The organism is Enterobacter sp. WCHEn045836 (assembly GCF_003965585.1).
GTDB lineage: Bacteria > Pseudomonadota > Gammaproteobacteria > Enterobacterales > Enterobacteriaceae > Enterobacter > Enterobacter dissolvens.
The window spans coordinates 198,758-219,248 of sequence record NZ_RXPT01000003.1; the positions used below are offsets into that span (position 1 = coordinate 198,758).

The 20,491-nt window shown below is 56.1% G+C and carries 19 protein-coding genes, 1 pseudogene and 1 riboswitch; of the genes and pseudogenes, 10 read left to right on the top strand and 10 right to left on the bottom strand.

All coding sequences use genetic code 11. The annotated features are described in order from the left end of the window. The first annotated feature begins 619 nt into the window (after positions 1-619). Entirely contained in the window at positions 620-2,635 is a 2,016-nt protein-coding gene (gene uvrB / locus EKN38_RS05335) for an excinuclease ABC subunit UvrB (protein WP_013097496.1), read from the top strand. Between the two features lie 62 nt (positions 2,636-2,697). Here uvrB and yvcK read toward each other — a convergent pair whose 3' ends face one another. Further along, positions 2,698-3,606, bottom strand: coding sequence for a uridine diphosphate-N-acetylglucosamine-binding protein YvcK (gene yvcK, locus EKN38_RS05340; RefSeq protein ID WP_014831146.1), 909 nt, complete (start codon positions 3,604-3,606; stop codon positions 2,698-2,700). A 226-nt stretch (positions 3,607-3,832) separates the two neighbouring features. Next, positions 3,833-3,967, top strand: a riboswitch (molybdenum cofactor riboswitch). On the opposite strand from yvcK, the gene moaA reads away from it, so the two are divergent. The 6 genes from moaA (at position 3,955) to EKN38_RS05375 (ending at position 7,428) form a co-directional block, all read left to right on the top strand. Continuing rightward, positions 3,955-4,944: a GTP 3',8-cyclase MoaA gene (gene moaA, locus EKN38_RS05350; protein ID WP_126521783.1), complete on the top strand. Its 990-nt coding sequence runs from the start codon at positions 3,955-3,957 to the stop codon at positions 4,942-4,944. (Overlaps the previous riboswitch by 13 nt.) Before the next feature lie 24 nt (positions 4,945-4,968). Next, positions 4,969-5,481, top strand: a complete 513-nt coding sequence (gene moaB / locus EKN38_RS05355; protein WP_013097493.1) for a molybdenum cofactor biosynthesis protein B — start codon at positions 4,969-4,971, stop codon at positions 5,479-5,481. A gap of 3 nt (positions 5,482-5,484) precedes the next feature. Continuing rightward, on the top strand, positions 5,485-5,970 hold the full coding sequence (gene moaC, locus EKN38_RS05360; RefSeq protein ID WP_014831148.1) for a cyclic pyranopterin monophosphate synthase MoaC: 486 nt from the start codon (positions 5,485-5,487) through the stop codon (positions 5,968-5,970). Continuing rightward, positions 5,963-6,208, top strand: coding sequence for a molybdopterin synthase sulfur carrier subunit (gene moaD / locus EKN38_RS05365; RefSeq protein WP_014831149.1), 246 nt, complete (start codon positions 5,963-5,965; stop codon positions 6,206-6,208). The genes moaC and moaD overlap by 8 nt, the downstream gene beginning before the upstream one ends. 1 nt (position 6,209) lies before the next feature. Next, positions 6,210-6,662 carry a molybdopterin synthase catalytic subunit MoaE gene (gene moaE, locus EKN38_RS05370; RefSeq protein ID WP_014831150.1) on the top strand — a complete coding sequence of 151 codons (453 nt, stop codon included), beginning with the start codon at positions 6,210-6,212 and terminating at the stop codon, positions 6,660-6,662. A gap of 58 nt (positions 6,663-6,720) precedes the next feature. After that, positions 6,721-7,428 (top strand): Bax inhibitor-1 family protein, encoded by a 708-nt coding sequence (locus EKN38_RS05375; RefSeq protein WP_014831151.1) that lies wholly within the window; start codon positions 6,721-6,723, stop codon positions 7,426-7,428. Positions 7,429-7,533: 105 nt separating this feature from the next. Here EKN38_RS05375 and EKN38_RS05380 read toward each other — a convergent pair whose 3' ends face one another. Genes EKN38_RS05380 through EKN38_RS05390 form a run of 3 tightly spaced genes read right to left on the bottom strand, consistent with a single transcriptional unit; the run spans position 7,534 to position 10,492 of the window. Next, on the bottom strand, positions 7,534-8,496 hold the full coding sequence (locus EKN38_RS05380) for a YbhN family protein (protein ID WP_014831152.1): 963 nt from the start codon (positions 8,494-8,496) through the stop codon (positions 7,534-7,536). After that, positions 8,496-9,734: a cardiolipin synthase ClsB gene (clsB, locus tag EKN38_RS05385; RefSeq protein ID WP_014831153.1), complete on the bottom strand. Its 1,239-nt coding sequence runs from the start codon at positions 9,732-9,734 to the stop codon at positions 8,496-8,498. The genes EKN38_RS05380 and clsB overlap by 1 nt, the downstream gene beginning before the upstream one ends. Further along, positions 9,731-10,492, bottom strand: coding sequence for an endonuclease/exonuclease/phosphatase family protein (locus tag EKN38_RS05390; RefSeq protein WP_014831154.1), 762 nt, complete (start codon positions 10,490-10,492; stop codon positions 9,731-9,733). Before EKN38_RS05390 ends, clsB begins: the two co-directional genes overlap by 4 nt. 133 nt (positions 10,493-10,625) lie before the next feature. On the opposite strand from EKN38_RS05390, the gene EKN38_RS05395 reads away from it, so the two are divergent. After that, positions 10,626-11,036: a YbhQ family protein gene (locus EKN38_RS05395; protein WP_014831155.1), complete on the top strand. Its 411-nt coding sequence runs from the start codon at positions 10,626-10,628 to the stop codon at positions 11,034-11,036. On the opposite strand, the gene EKN38_RS05400 is transcribed toward EKN38_RS05395, so the two are convergent. Genes EKN38_RS05400 through cecR form a run of 5 tightly spaced genes read right to left on the bottom strand, consistent with a single transcriptional unit; the run spans position 10,998 to position 16,638 of the window. Continuing rightward, positions 10,998-12,104: an ABC transporter permease gene (locus EKN38_RS05400; protein ID WP_014831156.1), complete on the bottom strand. Its 1,107-nt coding sequence runs from the start codon at positions 12,102-12,104 to the stop codon at positions 10,998-11,000. The two genes, EKN38_RS05395 and EKN38_RS05400, sit on opposite strands and share 39 nt — an antisense overlap. 9 nt (positions 12,105-12,113) lie before the next feature. Next, positions 12,114-13,247: an ABC transporter permease gene (locus tag EKN38_RS05405; protein ID WP_014831157.1), complete on the bottom strand. Its 1,134-nt coding sequence runs from the start codon at positions 13,245-13,247 to the stop codon at positions 12,114-12,116. After that, the gene (locus tag EKN38_RS05410) at positions 13,237-14,976 is read right to left on the bottom strand and encodes an ATP-binding cassette domain-containing protein (RefSeq protein ID WP_014831158.1); all 1,740 of its coding nucleotides are present in this window, start codon (positions 14,974-14,976) and stop codon (positions 13,237-13,239) included. Before EKN38_RS05410 ends, EKN38_RS05405 begins: the two co-directional genes overlap by 11 nt. After that, positions 14,969-15,964: a secretion protein HlyD gene (gene hlyD, locus EKN38_RS05415; RefSeq protein WP_014831159.1), complete on the bottom strand. Its 996-nt coding sequence runs from the start codon at positions 15,962-15,964 to the stop codon at positions 14,969-14,971. The genes EKN38_RS05410 and hlyD overlap by 8 nt, the downstream gene beginning before the upstream one ends. Further along, complete coding sequence (gene cecR / locus EKN38_RS05420; protein ID WP_014831160.1) at positions 15,961-16,638, bottom strand: transcriptional regulator CecR; 678 nt, start codon at positions 16,636-16,638, stop codon at positions 15,961-15,963. Before cecR ends, hlyD begins: the two co-directional genes overlap by 4 nt. A gap of 205 nt (positions 16,639-16,843) precedes the next feature. Between cecR and rhlE the strand changes: the two genes are divergently transcribed. Beyond that, entirely contained in the window at positions 16,844-18,196 is a 1,353-nt protein-coding gene (gene rhlE / locus EKN38_RS05425) for an ATP-dependent RNA helicase RhlE (RefSeq protein WP_014831161.1), read from the top strand. A 210-nt stretch (positions 18,197-18,406) separates the two neighbouring features. Here rhlE and EKN38_RS05435 read toward each other — a convergent pair. Next, positions 18,407-18,718 (bottom strand): annotated as a pseudogene (locus EKN38_RS05435) (hypothetical protein); the annotation flags it as partial. A gap of 203 nt (positions 18,719-18,921) precedes the next feature. Between EKN38_RS05435 and EKN38_RS05440 the strand changes: the two are divergent. Then, positions 18,922-20,037 carry a PAAR domain-containing protein gene (locus tag EKN38_RS05440; RefSeq protein WP_043951586.1) on the top strand — a complete coding sequence of 372 codons (1,116 nt, stop codon included), beginning with the start codon at positions 18,922-18,924 and terminating at the stop codon, positions 20,035-20,037. Positions 20,038-20,491 lie beyond the last annotated feature (454 nt).

A 20,491-nucleotide genomic window follows, 5' to 3' on the forward strand; every position in this document is an offset into this window, starting at 1 on the left:
TGATTGCACTGTCTCAGTGCCGGAACTGTTAGCGGTGGTGCAGGGCCCGAAATGGCTGAATTGTGAGCAAGATCTCATCGGTTGGTTATGAATGACTCAACTGATTATCAGCAAAAATTAGCTATAAAAATTTTTTGTCGCCGCTTCGTGGGAAAAACCGGGAATTTGCTGAGCGGCAGTCTGCATGGGCTGGACGCAGTTATCCACTATTCCTGTGGATAACCATGTGCATTAGAGTTAGAAAACACGCGATAAGCGAGAGAAGACGCGGCTTACGCCCAAATTGACGCGAAACACGGCTCATGAAAATATCGCTTATTATTTAATTGGTTAGATAAAATCAATTGCCGTAATGAAAGTGTCACCTGTTGCCATAAAACTATCATTACCTGACTTGACAAATGTTAAAAATGAAAATGTTCTGGGGATAACCGGGTAGGACTGGTGTTTTATGTTGTCTCCGTCTAAATTTTGACCGGGAACGCGCTAATCATCCGGGCGCTATGCTAAATATCCTGACATGCTACTGGTTTTTCATCCAGTGTTTTTTACTGGCATTCCTGGCCACAACGAGTAAAATTACTCACCTGCCGCTTTTTACATCACCAGGTTGTCGCCCATGAGTAAACCGTTCAAATTGAATTCCGCTTTCCGTCCTTCAGGCGACCAGCCTGAGGCGATCCGTCGTCTTGAAGAAGGGCTGGAAGATGGGCTGGCACACCAGACGCTGCTGGGGGTGACCGGTTCGGGGAAAACCTTCACCATCGCCAACGTTATCGCTGACCTGCAACGCCCCACCATGGTGCTGGCGCCCAACAAAACGCTGGCGGCGCAGCTGTACGGCGAGATGAAAGAGTTCTTCCCGGAGAATGCCGTCGAGTATTTCGTCTCGTATTACGATTACTACCAGCCAGAAGCCTATGTGCCGAGCTCTGACACCTTTATCGAGAAAGATGCCTCGGTGAACGAACACATTGAGCAGATGCGTCTGTCGGCGACGAAGGCGCTGCTGGAGCGTCGTGATGTGGTGGTGGTCGCGTCGGTGTCTGCCATCTACGGCCTGGGCGACCCGGATCTCTACCTCAAGATGATGCTGCACCTGACGCAGGGGATGATTATCGATCAGCGTGCGATTTTGCGCCGTCTGGCGGAGCTGCAGTACACCCGTAACGATCAGGCGTTCCAGCGCGGTACGTTCCGCGTGCGCGGCGAGGTTATCGATATCTTCCCGGCGGAATCGGACGATATTGCACTGCGCGTTGAGCTGTTTGATGAAGAGGTGGAGCGCCTGTCGCTGTTCGACCCGCTCACCGGCCACGTCGAGTCCGTCATTCAGCGCTACACCATCTATCCAAAAACGCACTACGTGACACCACGCGAGCGTATTGTGCAGGCGATGGAAGAGATCAAAGAGGAGCTGGCGGAACGCCGTAAGGTGCTGCTGGCGAACAACAAGCTGCTCGAAGAGCAACGCTTAAGCCAGCGTACCCAGTTCGATCTGGAGATGATGAACGAGCTGGGCTACTGCTCCGGTATCGAAAACTACTCACGTTTTCTCTCCGGTCGTGGGCCGGGCGAGCCGCCGCCGACGCTGTTTGACTACCTTCCGGCGGACGGGTTGCTGGTGATCGACGAATCCCACGTCACGATCCCGCAGATCGGCGGGATGTATCGCGGTGACCGCGCGCGTAAAGAGACGCTGGTGGAGTACGGCTTCCGCCTGCCGTCGGCGCTGGACAACCGTCCGATGAAGTTTGAAGAGTTTGAAGCGCTGGCACCGCAAACCATTTACGTTTCTGCGACGCCGGGCAACTACGAGCTGGAGAAATCGGGCGATGAGGTGGTTGACCAGGTGGTTCGTCCAACCGGGCTGCTGGATCCGGTCATTGAAGTGCGTCCGGTTGCGACCCAGGTGGACGATCTGCTCTCCGAGATCCGCGCCCGTTCGGCAATCAACGAGCGCGTGCTGGTCACCACGTTGACCAAACGTATGGCGGAAGACCTGACCGAATACCTGGAAGAACACGGCGAGAAGGTGCGTTATCTGCACTCGGATATCGATACCGTGGAGCGTATGGAGATTATCCGCGACCTGCGTCTGGGCGAGTTTGACGTGCTGGTGGGGATCAACCTGTTGCGAGAAGGTCTGGATATGCCGGAAGTCTCGCTGGTGGCCATCCTTGACGCCGACAAAGAGGGCTTCCTGCGTTCGGAGCGCTCGCTGATCCAGACCATTGGCCGCGCCGCGCGTAACGTCAACGGTAAAGCGATTCTCTACGGCGATAAAATCACCCCGTCGATGGCGAAAGCGATTGGCGAAACGGAACGCCGTCGCGAGAAACAGCAGCGCTACAACGAAGAGCACGGCATTACGCCGCAGGGTCTGAACAAGAAGGTGGTGGATATTCTGGCGCTGGGTCAGAACATTGCGAAGACCAAAGCGAAAGGGCGCGGCAAGGCGCGTTCCGTGGTGGAGGAAGATACCGTCGCGCTGACGCCGAAAGCGCTGCAGCAGAAAATCCACGAGCTGGAAGCGCAGATGATGCAGCACGCCCAGAACCTGGAATTCGAAGAGGCAGCGCAAATTCGCGACCAGTTGCATCAGCTGCGGGATCTTTTCATCGCCGCATCTTAGGTAAAGCAGCGTGTTTTCGCCCTCTCCCTGTGGGAGAGGGCATCAGGCCGCACAAAACGAGCCTAACCCAACTCCTGAATCGCCTTCTCCAGCGCGTCACGCAACAGGTGACGGTCATGACGGTATTTAATGTCGCTCGCTTCCAGCGGCTCCTGAATCACCACGCGATCGCCAATACCCGACACATCGACTTTCGGTCCTACGACAACCCCATCGATGATTTTCTTCCCGACGTACTGCTCCATCAGCTCCAGTTTATCCGCAAGCGACAGGCTGGCCGCTGCCGGACTCAATTCCCGGCCTAAATTACCGATGTACACCATCGGGGCGGGTGTTCTGCGCAGTGCCTGCGCCAGCTCTTTCACCAGTAAAATCGGCATCAGGCTGGTGTAAAAACTGCCCGGGCCAATCAGGATCAAATCCGCCTCGGCGATGGCCTCAACCGCTTCGCGCGTGGCGGGAACGGCCGGGTAAGTCATCAGCTCTTTCGGCGGCAGCGTAAGCTGGTCGATGTTCACTTCGCCGTATACTTCATGCCCTTCCACGTCGATGGCCATCAAATCGACCGGTTGTTCGGACATCGGGATCAGGAACGCATCCACTTTGAGCAGATTACGGATGAGATTGATCGCTTCCAGCGGGCGCACGCTCAGGTGATCCAGCGCTTTAAGCATCAAATTTCCAAGGTTATGCCCGGAAAGCTCCCCGTTACCGCCAAAACGGTACTCAAACATCGCCGAGGCGACGCTCGGTTCGGTAATTAACTGGTTCAGGCAGTTACGCATATCGCCCCAGGCAATGCCGCCTTCTGCACGTCGGATCCGCCCCGTAGAGCCGCCGTTATCCGTTGTTGTTACTATCCCTGTCAGTCTTGACCCGAGTGACGACAAAGAGGACATCACACGGCCCAGACCGTGGCCTCCGCCCAGTGCCACTACCCGGTCAAGATCCGCAAAAGTGCGATTGCGCATACATATTCCTTATCACGTTCGATCTGCGTAACAGTACCCTAACTACCCCTAAAAGACGATGCCTCAGCCAGGGCAAAATGACGTATATCAATGCGAATCTGCTGTTTTGGCGTATTCTGTAACGAAAATGCACGATCAGGTCGCTATATACATATTTATATAGCGTTAAGCGGTAATGGCGAAAGGGTGATTTACGCGCTACTATCGCCATAACCACGTTTTCAAATTTGAAAACATACACTCTAGCCCTGGCGCCTGTGTCGAAAGATATGGCGCCCTGGCCGTGGCAACTATGCCACCAGGGTACAGAAAGAAATGACTGTGCCTCCCGTATCTGGAAAGGTGTACATGGCTTCACAACTTACTGATGCTTTCGCGCGTAAGTTTTACTACTTACGTCTGTCGATTACCGATGTGTGCAACTTCCGTTGCACCTACTGTCTGCCCGATGGCTACAAACCGGGCAGCGTCACCAATAACGGCTTTCTCTCCGTGGATGAAGTTCGCCGCGTTACGCGCGCGTTCTCGGAACTCGGCACGGAAAAAGTGCGTCTGACCGGCGGAGAACCTTCGCTGCGCCGTGACTTCCCCGACATTATTGCCGCTGTCCGTGAAAACGAACGCATCCGTCAGATTGCGGTGACCACCAATGGCTACCGTATGGCGCGCGATGTCGCCACCTGGCGTGATGCGGGCTTAACGGCCATTAACGTCAGCGTGGACAGCCTGGATGCCCGTCAGTTTCACGCCATTACCGGCCAGGATAAATTCAAGCAGGTGATGGACGGTATCGATGCCGCCTTTACCGCCGGGTTCGATAAGGTCAAAGTCAACACCGTGCTGATGCGTGACGTAAACCATCATCAGCTCGATACCTTCCTGGCGTGGATCAAATCCCGCCCCATTCAACTGCGGTTTATTGAGCTCATGGAGACGGGGGAGGGCAGCGAACTGTTCCGCCGCCATCACATCTCCGGCATGGTGTTGCGCGATGAGCTGCTGAAACGCGGCTGGATCCACCAGATCCGCCAGCGCAGCGACGGCCCGGCGCAGGTCTTTTGTCACCCGGATTACGAAGGGGAGATTGGGCTTATCATGCCTTACGAGAAAGATTTCTGCGCCAGCTGTAACCGCCTGCGCGTCTCCTCGGTGGGCAAACTGCATCTGTGTCTGTTCGGGGATGGCGGCGTTAACCTTCGTGATCTGCTGGAAGACGATGTGCAACAGGCCGCGCTGGAAGCGCGTATTTCTGAGGCGCTGACGCATAAAAAACAGACCCACTTCCTGCATCAGGGCAACACCGGCATTACTCAGAACCTGTCATACATTGGCGGGTAATCAGGCTTAAGAAGGAACCAGAAGATGAGTCAGGTCAGCGCGGAATTTATCCCGACACGTATTGCCATCCTTACCGTTTCCGACCGTCGTGGCGAAGAGGATGACACCTCCGGCCACTGGCTGCGCGAAGCCGCCCATGACGCCGGGCATAAGATCGTCGATAAAGCGATCGTCAAAGAGAACCGCTACGCCATACGCGCGCAGGTCTCCCAGTGGATTGCCAGCGATGAGGTGCAGGTGGTGTTGATCACCGGCGGCACCGGTTTTACCGCAGGTGACCAGGCGCCAGAGGCGCTGATCCCGCTGTTCGACCGCGAGGTAGAAGGCTTCGGCGAAGTGTTTCGCATGCTGTCGTTTGAAGAGATTGGTACCTCGACGCTGCAGTCACGTGCGGTGGCGGGCATGGCGAACAACACCCTGATATTCGCCATGCCGGGCTCGACCAAAGCCTGCCGCACCGCGTGGGACAACATTATCGCCCCGCAGCTGGATGCCCGCACCCGTCCGTGTAATTTTCATCCCCATTTAAAGAAATAAGCTATGTCGCAACTGACCCACATTAACGCCGCTGGCGAAGCGCATATGGTGGACGTTTCCGCCAAGGCCGAAACGGTCCGCGAGGCGCGTGCCGAAGCGTTCGTTACCATGCAGCCAGACACCCTGGCGATGATTATCGACGGCAGCCACCATAAGGGTGATGTCTTTGCCACTGCCCGCATCGCCGGGATCCAGGCGGCGAAACGCACCTGGGACTTAATTCCGCTCTGCCACCCGCTGATGCTCAGCAAGGTGGAGGTCAATCTTCAGGCCCAGCCAGAGCACAACCGCGTGCGCATCGAATCGCTGTGTCGTTTAACCGGTAAAACGGGCGTGGAGATGGAAGCGCTGACGGCGGCGTCCGTTGCTGCGCTGACCATCTACGATATGTGCAAAGCGGTGCAGAAAGATATGGTGATTGGCCCGGTTCGTCTGCTGGCGAAAAGCGGCGGCAAATCCGGTGATTTTAAGGTGGACAGCCATGATTAAGGTGCTCTTTTTTGCTCAGGTGCGTGAACTGGTGAATACCGACAGCCTGACGCTGGACGCGACGTTTAAAGACGTTGCCGCACTGCGTGCGCATCTGGCGGCGCAAAGCGACCGTTGGGCGCTGGCGCTGGATGAAGGCAAGCTGCTGGCCGCCGTCAACCAGACGCTGGTGGAGTTTACCCATCCGCTGGCGGCAGGTGATGAAGTGGCCTTCTTCCCACCGGTGACGGGGGGTTAAAATGGCTGAGACGCGAATTCTGGTTGGCCCTGAGCGCTTTAACGTCGGTACGGAATATCACTGGCTGGCAGAGCGCGATGAAGACGGTGCTGTGGTGACCTTCACCGGTAAAGTGCGTAACCACAACCTTGGCGACAGCGTAAAAGCGCTGACGCTGGAACACTATCCGGGCATGACCGAGAAATCTCTGGCTGCGATCGTCGAAGAGGCGCGAGGCCGCTGGCCGCTCGGGCGTGTGACGGTTATCCACCGCATCGGTGAGATGTGGCCGGGCGAGGAGATCGTTTTCGTGGGGGTGACCAGCGCCCATCGCGGCAGCGCGTTTGCCGCCGGGGAGTTCATCATGGATTACCTGAAAACCAAAGCCCCGTTCTGGAAACGTGAAGCAACGCCAGAGGGGGATCGGTGGGTTGAATCGCGCGACAGCGACAAACAGGCCGCCAGCCGTTGGTAACAGGTTTATGTGGATGTGTTAGTCTTAACGTGTGTGTCTACTTAATCAGGAGTGAATCATGGACCGATTTCCGCGTTCCGATTCGATAGTACAGCAGACCCGTAGCGGCCTGCAGACGTATATGGCTCAGGTTTATGGCTGGATGACGGTGGGCTTACTGCTTACCGCATTTATCGCGTGGTATGCGGCCAATACCCCTGAACTGATGATGTTTATCTTTTCCAGCAAAATCACCTTCTTTGGGCTGATCATTGCGCAACTGGCACTGGTGTTTGTGCTCTCCGGGCTGGTACAGAAGCTGAGTGCCGGGATGGCGACCACCCTGTTTATGCTCTATTCGGCACTGACGGGGCTGACGCTTTCCAGCATTTTCATCGTCTATACCTACTCCTCTATTGCCAGCACCTTTGTGGTCACCGGCGGGATGTTTGGTGTGATGAGCCTGTACGGTTACACCACCAAACGTGACCTCAGCGGTCTCGGCAACATGCTGTTCATGGGGCTGATCGGGATTGTGCTGGCGTCGCTGGTGAACCTGTGGCTTAAGAGCGACGCGCTGATGTGGGCGGTGACCTATATCGGGGTGGTGATTTTCGTTGGCTTAACCGCCTACGACACTCAGAAGCTGAAAAACATCGGCGAGCAGATTGACGTGCGCGACAGTTCCAACCTGCGTAAATACTCAATTCTGGGCGCCCTGACGCTGTATCTGGACTTCATCAACCTGTTCCTGATGCTGCTGCGTATTTTCGGCAACCGTCGCTAAGGTAGCTTTGCGAGGTGGCGGTGCGGTCTGGTGCCCTCACCCTGACCCTCTCCCACGGGAGAGGGAACAAACACTAAAAACGGCAACAAAGTTGCCGTTTTGCTTTTATTTTGCCATCGCCTTCTCGTTCTTCGCTCTCAGCTTCTTCGCCCGGCTCTCAAGCACCAGATAACAGACCGTGGCCAGCGCCAGCGGCAGGAAGTAATAGAGCATGCGGTAGGCGAGCAGGGCAGCGATAATCGTCCCATGAGATACATGTTCTCCGGCAAGCAGGGCGATAAATACCGCTTCCAGCACCCCAATCCCGGCCGGAATATGGACGATCACCCCGGCGATACTGCTCACCAGCAGCACCCCCAGCACGAAGAAATAGTTCACCTCTTCGCCAATGAGCAGCCAGATAATTGCCCCCATCGCCATCCAGTTGGCGCTGGAGACCGCCATCTGCAGCACGGCAAATTTCCATGAGGGTAACACCAGCTTTTGCCCTTTGATGGTCATATGGCGGCGTCTGGCAAAGGCGCAGGCCCAGAGATACAGGGCGATAATGAGCAGGAGCGCGAAACCCAAAATCCGCAGCGTGGCTTCATCGATATACCAGTGTGCGGGCAACTGCACCACGCCGATGGTAAAGATCACCCCGCCCAGCAGAATATAACCCAGCCAGTTGGTGGTAATGCTCAGCGAAAATATACGCGTGATGGTCCCACCGGGCAGTCCCAGGCGCGAGTACAGGCGATAGCGCATGCCAATCCCCCCAACCCAGGTGCTGAGCGTCAGGTTAAAGGCGTAGCAGATAAACGACACCAGCATGACCTGGCGTTTTGCCAGCTTGTGGCCGCAGTAGGCGCGGCCGAGCAGGTCATAACAGCCGTACATCAGATAGCTGACAATCACCAGCCCAACCGCTCCCAGCAGCACCATCCGGTTGTAGTTGCGGATGACTTTCCACACCTCTTCCCAGTCCACCTTTTGCGCGTAAACCACCAGCAGCACCGCAACGGCAATAAAAAACAGCCAGGTCAGGATCTTTTTCGCCATTCGCCAGCGTGGATGTGATTTAGACATCAGGTTTTCCCTCCATCTTCCGCCTCAATGCGGTCCTGGGTTTCCATCTCGGGTTGAACAGGCGGATCCACCAGCGCAAGTTTCGGGGTATGCGCCGGCAGCCAGCCTACCATCGCCGGGAAATGGCGCAGGAAGTGGAACACCACTACGCTGATCCCCAGATTCCACCAGGTGCGTTTAGGCACCATGGACTCGTCCACGCGCACGCAGTCGTTCACGATCAGCCCCTGCAGGTTATCCCGCAGGGTCTGGTTAAACTGGCGATCGTGAATGATCAGGTTCGCTTCCAGGTTGAGCGACAGGCTCAACGGATCGAGGTTACTGGAGCCGACGGTCGCCCAGTGATCGTCCATCAGCGCGACTTTGCCGTGCAGCGGTCGGCGACGGTATTCGTAGATCTGCACTCCGCCTTTGAGTAGGTAGTTATAGAGCAGTCGCGCGCCGACTTTGACGATGGGCATATCCGGCTCGCCCTGTACAATCAGCTTCACGCGGACGCCGCGTCGGGCAGCACTGCGCATGGCGTGCAGCAGCCGGTAGCCCGGGAAGAAGTAGGCGTTGGCGATGATCACTTCGCGTTTGGCATTCGCCAGCATTTTCAGGTAGTGGCGCTCAATATCGTCCCGGTGCTCGCCGTTATCCCGCCAGACGAACAGCGCCTGCGCTTCGCCGGGCTTCCGGTTCTCTTCCGGGCGATGACGGCGCTTCCACCAGCGCCGGGCGGCCTCTTTGCCGGGCAAGTTTTCCAGTTCAAACAGCAAAATGTCCTGAACCACAGGCCCTTCGATGCGGATGGCGTAATCCTGTTTGGCCTCCGGGCCGTAGTCAGACATATGCTCGGCGGAGTAGTTAATGCCACCGACAAACGCCACCGTCTCATCAACGACGACGATTTTGCGGTGCATCCGGCGAAAGAGATTGGTACGCATGCCGAACAGACGAGGGCCGGGATCGTAGTAGCGGAACACGACGCCTGCGGCAGTGAGCTCATTCACGAACGCATCGCTAAGATCGGGCGAGCCATAGCCATCCAGTAGCGCTTCAATTTTGACGCCGCGCTGGGCGGCGCGCAGCAGCACGCTGTGCAACTGTTTGCCAACCTCATCTTCGAACCAGATAAAGGTCTCGAGGATCACTTTATGCTGCGCGCGGTCTATCGCATCAAAAACGGCGGGGTAATATTCGTCCCCGTTGACCAGCAGCGTGATCCGGTTGCCTTCCTGCCAGGTACATTTCATAAGTGGATCTCCGCGCTCAGCGGGGCATGGTCGGAAAGGTGGCGCCAGTTAAGCAACGCCAGCGCGGTCGGGCTGCTGGCATGGGCGTTTTTCACATAAATGCGGTCAAGTCTCAGCAGCGGGAAACGCACCGGAAACGTGCGCGCAGGTCTGCCGTGCGCGCGGGTGAAAATCTCCTCCAGCCCGGCCTCCACTTTCAGGGGATGGTTAGCTCGCTGCCGCCAGTCGTTAAAATCGCCAGCCACCACCACCGGTTCACCGTCGGGCAGGGCGTTGGTCCACTCGGCCAGCATCTGCAGCTGCGCCTGCCGGTGCGCTTCCCGCAGACCAAGATGGACGCAGCCAACATGTACCGGAAAATCGAGGTCTGGCGGGGTGATACGGCAGTAAAGTAGCCCACGCTTTTCGCTTTCGCCGACGGAGACGTCCCGGTTCTCGTAATGTTCAATGGGATAACGCGACAGCACCGCATTTCCGTGATGCCCTTCAGGATAGACCGCATTGCGGCCGTAAGCGTAATCACTCCACATGGTGTCGGCCAGAAATTCGTAGTGGGGCGTGTCGGGCCAGTTTTCGAAGTGCATCGGATGGACCTCGTGCGCGCCCATCACTTCCTGCAGGCAGACAATGTCCGCGCTGACGGTGCGAACCGCGTCGCGCAGCTCCGGTAAAATGAAGCGGCGATTAAATGCTGTGAAGCCTTTATGAATGTTTATCGTCAGCACTTTAAGCGAGAAATGCTGCATTTTTTTGGTCATAAGCTCCTTCCTGAGTGACTATCCCGATGAAAATAAAGTGTAGTCGTCGTCACAAAAAGATGCGGTGTTACGGAATTTTCCGTAAAGTGCGGTAGTCTGATTAAGCAGAGAAAAATCCTTCAGGAGAGAAGCCATGAAGTGGCAACAACGTGTTCGTGTCGCAACAGGTCTAAGTTGCTGGCAGATAATGTTGCATTTACTGGTCGTGGCCGTACTGGTGATGGGCTGGATGAGCGGCACGCTGGTGCGTGTTGGCTTAGGACTATGCGTCCTCTATGGCGTCACCGTGCTGTCGATGTTGTTCCTGCAGCGCCATCATGAAGCGCGCTGGCGCGAGGTGGGTGATGTGCTCGAAGAGCTCACCACCACCTGGTATTTTGGTGCCGCGATGATTGTGCTGTGGCTGCTGTCCCGCGTGCTGCAAAACAACCTGCTGCTGGCGCTGGCCGGTCTGGCCATTCTTGCAGGGCCTGCGGTGGTCTCTTTGCTGGCCAAAGAGAAAAAGCTACGCAATGTTGCGTCTAAACATCGCGTACGCCACTGAACCCGTCGTGGCCGCTATGACCAGTAGCGGCCACAAACTTCCCCAGATAATATCCAGACTCGCATCCTTCAGATAAATTTGCTTGGTGATATCCGTAAAGTGACGAATCGGGTTTATCCACGTTAGATCCTGTAACCACACCGGCATATTCTCAACTGGCGAAACATACCCGGAGAGCAGGATGGCCGGCATCATAAAGACAAACACGCCAATAAACGCCTGCTGCTGCGTGGAGCAGAGCGCGGAAATCAGCAGGCCAAACCCGACCAGCGACAGCCCGTAGATCACCATCGTGAAGTAGAACAGCGCCAGCGACCCGGCAAACGGGATCTGGTAGGCCCAGATCCCTACGCCCAGCACGATGGTGGCCTGGAACGTGGCAACAATCAGGGCGGGAACCGCTTTACCGACGAAGATTTGCCAGGTCGCCAGCGGGGAGACCAGAAGCTGATCGAGCGTACCTTGCTCGCGTTCGCGGGCGACGGACAGGGAGGTGACGATCATCACCCCAATGGTGGTGATCATGGCGATCAGCGAGGGCACCACAAACCATTTGTAGTCCAGGTTTGGGTTGTACCAGTTACGTACCACCAGCTCGCTGTTGTTGGGCTTCGGTTTTCCCTCCATCAGCTCCTGCTGATAATCCTTCACCACCTGTTGCAGGTAGTTCGCGGCAATCTGGGCGCTGTTGGAGTTACGCCCGTCGAGGATCAACTGCATGGGCGCGGGCTGGAAGGTGTCCAGATTGCGGGAAAAATCGGCCGGAAAACGCACCAGCAGCAACGCTTTCTGGGTATCGATGGTCGGCTGGATCGCCTGCGGGCTTTTCAGCAGCAGGATATGGGTAAACGCCTTCGCCCGGGCAAAGCGCTGGGTCAGCTCGACGGAATGTTTACCGTTGTCTTCGTTGTAAATCGCGATGGTGGCGTTGGTTACCTCAAGCGTGGCGGCAAAAGGGAACAGAAACACCTGGATGAGCACCGGCAACACCAGAATGGCGCGGGTTTGCGGCTCGCGCAGCAGCGATTGCAGCTCTTTGCGTATTAACGTCCATAAACGGTGAAACATGTTCGCTCCTTAATCCAGACGTCGTTTGGTTTTCATCCACGTCAGTCCAATAAACATCGCCGCCGACGCCAGCAAAAACAGGGTATTGATAATCAGCACTACCGGAATATTCCCTGCCAGGAACAGGCTTTGCAGCGTGCTGACGAAATAGCGCGCCGGAATAATGTAGGTCACGGCGCGGATCACCGCGGGCATGCTGTCTATCTGGAAGATAAACCCGGACAGCATAATCGACGGTAAAAAGGCGGCGTTCAGCGCCACCTGGGCGGCGTTAAACTGGTTGCGGGTGACGGTGGAGATGAGCAGCCCCATGCCCAGCGTGCTCAGCAGGAACAGGCTGGTGATGAAAAAGAGCAGCACCAGCGAGCCGCGGTACGGCACCCCGAGGATAAACACCGAGACCAGCATACAGAGCAGCATCGCCAGCATGCCGAGGAAGTAGTAGGGGATAAGCTTACACAGCAGCAGCTCAAGGCGCGTCACTTCGGTTGAAAGCAGCGCCTCCATGGTGCCGCGTTCCCACTCACGGGCAATCACCAGCGAGGTCAGGATTGCGCCAATCACCGTCATAATGATGGTGACCGCACCCGGGATAATAAAATGCTGGCTGATGGCGGCAGGGTTAAACCAGTAGCGCATCTGTACGTCGATCAGCGGTTCGAACGTTTCGCCCCGGTCTTCGGCGCGCTGCATCTGCCAGAGCTGCCAGATCCCCTCCACGTAGCCCTGGACAAAGTTGGCGGTATTCGGCTCGCTGCCGTCAGTGATCACCTGGATCGGCGCAGCGGTATCTGCCCGCGCCATGTTGGCGGCGAAATCGACCGGGATCACCACCAGACCGCGGATTTTCCCGGCCTGCATCTTCTGAATCAACTCCTGCCGGTTGTCGCTGATGGTGGCGTCAATGTAGGGCGAGCCGGTCATGGCGTGGGTGAAATCCAGCGCCTCTTCGCTCTGCTGCTCCAGTAAAATGCCGACCCGCAGCTTGCTGGAATCGAGGTTGATCCCGTAGCCGAAGATAAACAGCAGCAGAAGCGGGATGACCACCGCAATCAGCCAACTGCTGGGGTCACGCACGATCTGACGCGTCTCTTTGATGCACAGCGCGCGCACCCGGCGCCAGGAAATCGCCTTATTGCGCATCGGCATTCTCCTTATCCCAGTCGTGGATGAGGGTGATAAACGCCTGCTCCATGGTCGGGTCCGGTACCTCGTTGTCTGCGGCCTGGGCTTTCAGGTCATCCGGCGTGCCGTGGGCAATCAGCTTGCCGCGATAGACCAGCCCGATGCGGTCGCAATACTCCGCCTCGTCCATAAAGTGGGTGGTTACCATCACCGTTACCCCTTTCTCCACCATGCTGTTGATGTGCAGCCAGAACTCGCGGCGGGTGAGGGGATCAACGCCTGACGTGGGTTCATCCAGAAACAGAATATCGGGCTCGTGCATCAATGAGCAGGCCAGCGCCAGCCGCTGTTTGAAGCCAAGGGGGAGCTCATCCGTGGCGTGGGAAGCGATAGCTGTCAGGCCAAACGCCTCGCTCATGCGGTGGATTTTCTCGTCCTGGGCGCGCCCTCGCAGACCGTAAACGCCGGAGAAAAAGCGCAGGTTCTGCTCGACCGTCAGGTTGCCGTACAGCGAAAACTTCTGCGCCATATACCCCAGATGCTGTCGCGCCTTGCCGGAGCTGACTTTCAAATCCATATCCAGTACCAGCGCTTTGCCGGACGTAGGCACCAGCAGGCCGCACATCATCTTAAAGGTGGTGGATTTCCCGGCGCCGTTTGGCCCGAGCAGGCCAAAAATTTCACCGCGCTTCACCGCGAAATTGACGTTATCGGTGGCGGCGAAATCACCAAACTTTTTGGTCAGGGATTTGGCTTCGATCACCGTCTCACCCGGCGTGCCTTCCACCGTGTGCAGGATCGCCCCGAGCGGTGATTCTGAGGTGCCCGCTCCGCCCAATAGATCGATAAACGCGTCCTCAAAGCGGGGAGCCGTCTCTTCCATCTCAATGTCAGGCATGCCCGGCGCGTGACGAATATCCGCTTCGGTCGCCTCTTTGGTCAGGATCACGCGCACCGAACGGCCCTGAATCATCCCGTCGCTGACCTGGGGCAGTTTCAGTACCCGCTGCAGCAGCGTGCGGTTCGACTCCTGCGGGCTGTGAAGCAGAAAACTGCGTCCGGCCATGCTTTGCGTCAGCTTCGTCGGTTCTCCCTGATAAAGCAGCTCGCCTTCGTTCATCAGCAGCACATCGCGACACTGCTCGGCTTCATCCAGATAGGAGGTGCTCCAGAGGATCAGCATTCCGTCACCGGCCAGCTCGTGCACCATCTGCCACAGCTCGCGGCGTGAAATGGGGTCCACGCCCACGCCGGGCTCATCCAGCAGCAGTACTTTCGGCTCGCCGACCAGCGTACAGGCCAGCCCCAGCTTTTGCTTCATCCCGCCGGAGAGCTTGCCCGCCAGGCGATCGGTGAAGGGACCGAGGGAGGTGAAGGCCAGCAGACGGGCGAAAGTCTGCTGACGGGTTTCACCGGTCACGCTGCGCAGATCCGCGTACAGATTAAGGTTCTCCATCACCGTCAGGTCTTCATAGAGACCAAACTTCTGCGGCATATAGCCGAGCATGGCGTGCAGTGCACCGTCATCTTTAATCGGATCGAGCCCGAGCACGCTGGCCGCCCCTTCATCGGGCTTAAGCAGGCCTGCCAGCATCCGCATCAACGTGGTTTTGCCTGCGCCGTCCGGGCCAACCAGCCCGGTCACATAGCCTTTCTGGATGGTACAGTTCAGCGGCGCGACGGCCGGTTTTTCCATGCCCGCGAAGCGTTTGACCAGATTGTCGAGCCGGATAACCGCGTCATTCATGTCGTTCCCCGTTGTTCACTTTTACGGTGACAGGCATGCCCTGACGCAGCGCGTCGTCCGCATCAGTGACGATGATGCGCAGGCGATACACCAGGTCGGTACGCAGATCCGGCGTTTCCACCGTTTTTGGCGTGAATTCAGCGGTGGGCGAAACAAAGCCCACTTTGCCGTGATACGGCTTATCCGGACGGCCATCGGTATAGAGCAACAGCTCGCGACCCGGCTGCATCTGGCCGAGGTTTGGCTCATCAATGTAGGCGCGCACCCACACAGGACGGGTGAGCGACAGGGTTAAAACGGTGCTGCCGGCGTTGAGCATGCTGCCGGGCTCCACGGCGCGGGTCATCAGCGTGCCGTCTGACGGTGCCACCAGCGTGGTGTCGTGCAGATCGAGCTCCGCTTGGGCCAGCTGGGCCTGCGCCTGTTCAAGGCTGGCTTTGGCCTGGGCGATATCCTGCGGGCGGTTACCGGTGTGGTACTGACTCAGTTTGTCCTGCGCGGATTTCAGCGTTGCCTGAGCCTGATCGCGTGATGAACGGGCGTTTTCCAGATCGTTGGCCGAAATGGTGCGGCTTTTCCACAGCCCCTGCTGGCGGGCATAGAAATTCTGCGCATAGTCATAGGCCGCCTGCGCCTGTTTAACTGCGGCAGCAGCCTGGGCAATTTCTTCGTCACGATAACCGGCCAGCATCAGATCATATTGCGCCTGGGCGACGGAAACCCCGGCTTTTGCCTGAATTAGCGCGTTCTCGTAGGGCGCTTTATCCAGCATCCCCAGCGTCTGCCCGGTTTTGATGGTGTCGCCCTCATCCACGTTAAGCGACGCCAGCCGCCCCCCGACGCGGAAGCTCATATTCACGGTGCGAATATCAACGTTACCGTACAGCGTCAGGCCGCGATCCTGATGGCTTTGATACCACAGCCAGCCACCGACGCCGGCGGCAAGCAAAACAACAACCACCAGAATGATGGCGACAGGTTTTTTCATGACTTCAGGCTCCTTTGCGTTAAGCCTTGCAGGATCAGATCGAGATGACAGGTGATAACCTGGCTAATCTGCGCGGCTTTATCCTCATCAAATTGTGTCCAGCCGGTGCGTAACAGAATCGTTTCTCGCCCCAGACGGAAGGCCAGAATCTCACCCAGCAGGGCGTGGGTATGCAAAATCGTTGCGGTATCGTTGGCGTCTTGCCCGGTATAGGCCGCGATCAGCCGGGTCAGGTGCGTGTGCATCGGGGCAATCACCTGGTCGTGCACCAGCTGGTAGGCGGCGGTAGGGGAGAGCTGTTCACGGGAGATAAATCGACTCAGGTTCAGCGTGTCGTCGTGCGTCAGCAGGCGGATCATGTTATGGCAGGCGTTGAGGATCAGCTGGCGGATGGCCTTACGATCGGGCGACGGCTGGCTGAGCAGCGCGGTGGCTTCCTCCACGTGCGGGTGAAACTGCGTGCCAATAAAATCGGCGATCCACTGCGCACAGGCGAGGTATAAATCCTCTTTTGAGCCAAAATAGTAGGGGATAGCCGCAATGTTTTGCCCGGCCTGCGCCGCGATATCCCGGGTGGTGGCATGCAAGCCATACTCACCAAACTGCGCCAGCGCGGCAGCAATAAGCTGGCTTTTGGCCTGTTCGCCTTTAGAGGTTGTCGGGGTTGTATTCATAGCGGCATTAAAAATTAATCAATCGATTGATTAAGATTATGCCTGATTAGCGAAATCGTCGAGGGAAGGTGGAGGGATATTTTATGCGCCACGTCACAAAAGCTGCTACACTCCGCCCCTTCGCGACATTGTGGTTTTTGTCCTCCTAATTGTTATATCTCCCTGAAAACTACACCTGTGATGGTCGGGGCGGTTCGGAGTTTTTATGTCTTTTGATTCCCTTGGCCTGAACCCGGAAATTCTGCGCGCGATCGCAGAGCAGGGCTACGTTGAGCCAACCCCAATCCAGCAGCAGGCGATCCCTGCCGTTCTGCAGGGCCGTGACCTGATGGCCAGTGCCCAGACCGGGACCGGTAAAACCGCAGGCTTCACCCTGCCACTGTTAGAGCTGCTGGTAAAAAATCAGCCGCACGCGAAGGGACGTCGTCCGGTTCGTGCGCTGATCCTCACCCCAACCCGCGAGCTGGCGGCGCAGATTGGCGAGAACGTGCGTGACTACAGCCGCTATCTCAACATTCGTTCGCTGGTGGTTTTCGGTGGTGTCAGCATTAACCCGCAAATGATGAAACTGCGCGGCGGCGTGGACGTGCTGGTGGCAACGCCGGGCCGTCTGCTGGATCTGGAACACCAGAACGCCGTGAAGCTCGATAACGTCGAAATTCTGGTGCTGGACGAAGCCGACCGCATGCTGGACATGGGCTTTATCCACGATATTCGCCGCGTACTGGCTAAGCTCCCGCCGCGCCGTCAGAACCTGCTGTTCTCCGCGACCTTCTCCGACGAGATCAAGGCGCTGGCTGAAAAGCTGCTGCATAACCCGCTGGAAGTGGAAGTGGCGCGCCGCAACACCGCCTCTGAGCAGGTGACCCAGCACGTGCACTTCGTTGATAAAAAGCGTAAGCGGGAACTGCTCTCCCAGATGATTGGTCAGGGCAACTGGCAGCAGGTGCTGGTCTTTACCCGTACCAAGCACGGTGCAAACCACCTGGCGGAACAGCTGAACAAAGACGGTATTCGCAGTGCGGCTATCCACGGTAACAAGAGCCAGGGGGCGCGTACCCGTGCGCTGGCGGACTTTAAATCCGGTGATATCCGCGTGCTGGTGGCAACCGACATCGCTGCCCGTGGTCTGGACATTGAAGAGCTGCCGCACGTGGTGAACTACGAGCTGCCAAACGTGCCGGAAGACTATGTTCACCGTATCGGCCGTACCGGTCGTGCGGCCGCCACCGGTGAGGCGCTCTCGCTGGTCTGCGTGGATGAACACAAACTGCTGCGCGATATCGAACGTCTGCTGAAGAAAGAGATCCCGCGCATTGAAACGCCGGGGTACGAAGTGGATCCGTCCATTAAAGCGGAGCCAATTCAGAACGGTCGCCAGCAGCGTGGCGGCGGTGGACGCGGTCAGGGCGGCGGCCGTGGTCAGCAGCAGCCACGCCGTGCCGAAGGCGGTGCGCCGAAGTCGGGCAATAAACCGCCTCGCCGCGACAGCGAAGGGAAACCGTCAGGGGAAGGGCAGCGCCGTCGCCGTCCGCGTAAACCGGCTAACCCACAGTAATCTGGAAGCCCGGCCGTAAAGCCTAATGCCGTTCACTTAAGCCTCACGTGACTTAAAGCTGAACGGATATTTAGGCGGAACATAAAGCACCGAACGATCATGTCTTCGGTGCTTTCTTTTTTCCGGCCAAAAGAAGGATTTTACATTTTCCCTCATTCCTTTCAGATGCTTAGGTATATTTACTGCTGTACCTTTACCGCAGATCCGAGCAACCTTAGCCCTTAGATTCGTAACGCTAACACCGCATGTTGGCCCAACGAAGCGGCCTCCCTCAGCAGTATTAGCAGAACGATGCCCCACAGTACGCACGCGCCCGGTGCTATGGCAGTGATCCAGCACGGCTGATGCAAGGCGCAGCAGCTTACCTGTCACCGCACTGCGGCGGTATTGATAATTCCATAAGAAGACACGGACAGCTGCCACGTCAGCGCGGCGCAGATCCAGTCGCCCCGAACCATTCATCAGGAAGCGATACACATCTTCGAATACAGCAGCATTTGTAATCCGTTCAGCCAACGGCATGTTGCCGAGATACTCCAGATCACCCACAGCCTCACTGTCAAAACGCGAAACAGGGGAATAAATGCCACAGAGGAAGGCAAATCGATATACAGCCCCTCTAATTACCTATCACTTTGTTACAACTGCTCATTTACTCACCACCGGCAAAAGCCTACACTTTTCTTAAGGATTTCAAACCAACACAGGGATAAAAATAAAGGGCTATTGGTCACTACTTATTCAGGGGTGATAAAACGGTTTGCGGTGGCCGGATTATTGAAGGATGTATCGATCATCAGTCTTTCTCTAGAGACATGGCTTGTGAAGGGCATCAAGTGACATGTGGGAAACATGCAGGCAGATTCCGCATAGTCGGAGGGCTTGAAAACGATGAAATACATGGTAAAAGGATTGCCGGAACACTGCACAGCCGTAGCTCTTGCCCCTGTAAATCACGTTTTATCCCTTCTATCTTCGATACTTACGAATTTTCTACAGAGCCAGCGAAAGCCAACACCGCCCAATCTCACATCGTTGAGTTTCCCGTTCTCCCTGGCCCGATTGCAGATCCTAAAATTCATAGCTTTGCTGACACCTGCGAGCCAGAAGATAACCCGTTATTGAATGGTGTTTACATCTGGACTGAAACCACTGACGCAGGACACGCCTTTGTATCCGTACATCAGAATAACTCGATCTACGTATACACCTATGGGCGATTTGGTCGAAGAGGTCCAGCTAACTTTACAGGCGATGGAATACTCAACTTCTTTACCGGAGAGGATGCTCGTAGCTACTACCGAGAAGAACTTTATAAAGTTAATGCTCGGGTATTCAAGATTGAGGATGCATCCGTAGCTGAGACACGCTCATTGTTTGAAAACCTTTGGAACTCAGGAGCAAAGCCAATCCCTACAGAGAAAATGGGTGAAAGAACCAAACTCAGGGGGAGAGTAATTGACGTCTATGATCTGACTGGTAGCAACTGTACAACGCATACTGTTCAGGTAATTCGTAAATCAGGCTCAAACGTTTTCGAAACAAGCTACACATCGACTACAACGCAATTACCGATTGAAAGCGAGGAAGACTTTGCAGTGCCTTTGTCTCTACAAAATTATCTTATTCGCAAAAGCAGTAGCCTAAGTTCGATGCAAGTAACTGAAGTTACCAACGAATTCAAAGAACAGTATCCAAACATAGACAATTACACTGCTGGTGAAGAAAACGCTATGCAGAAAAACCTTGCAGCGGGAGCCTCAAAATTAGGTTCAGCTTCTGGTTATTCTGGCGGTACGGTTGGTGGCGTCTTGGGGGGGTCATATGACCTTGACGAGTAGAACAAAATTTATCATTCGATGGGGAAGCATAATCACGATTTCTTTCATTTACATAGCATCCATTTTGGTCATTGTTTTAGATTATGGGATAACGAGAAAATACACAGACATACTCAACGAAAAGACGATCACGATTGTAGCCTGTAATGCTGTGGTTGCTGAATTTGATCAGTATTACGACAGACTGATTCATGTTTCGCTCTTCGGTTACGTTGTTACTACCGTGTTGATTCTGCTCATTTTCAAGAAAGTGAGATAACCGCCAAAGGCTGGAGTGATCTAGCCTTGCCCCCCTTATCCCTGATTTTAGGCATAACAAACCTAATGCCCGATTGGTGATTCACGATCAAGCGAAGTGGCGAGACATCATCCGGGGTTATGTCATTACAATGTGGCTTATCAGGGCGCTCGTGCATCCTCAACAGGAACCGTGAGCCAGACGGAGACAGAGCCT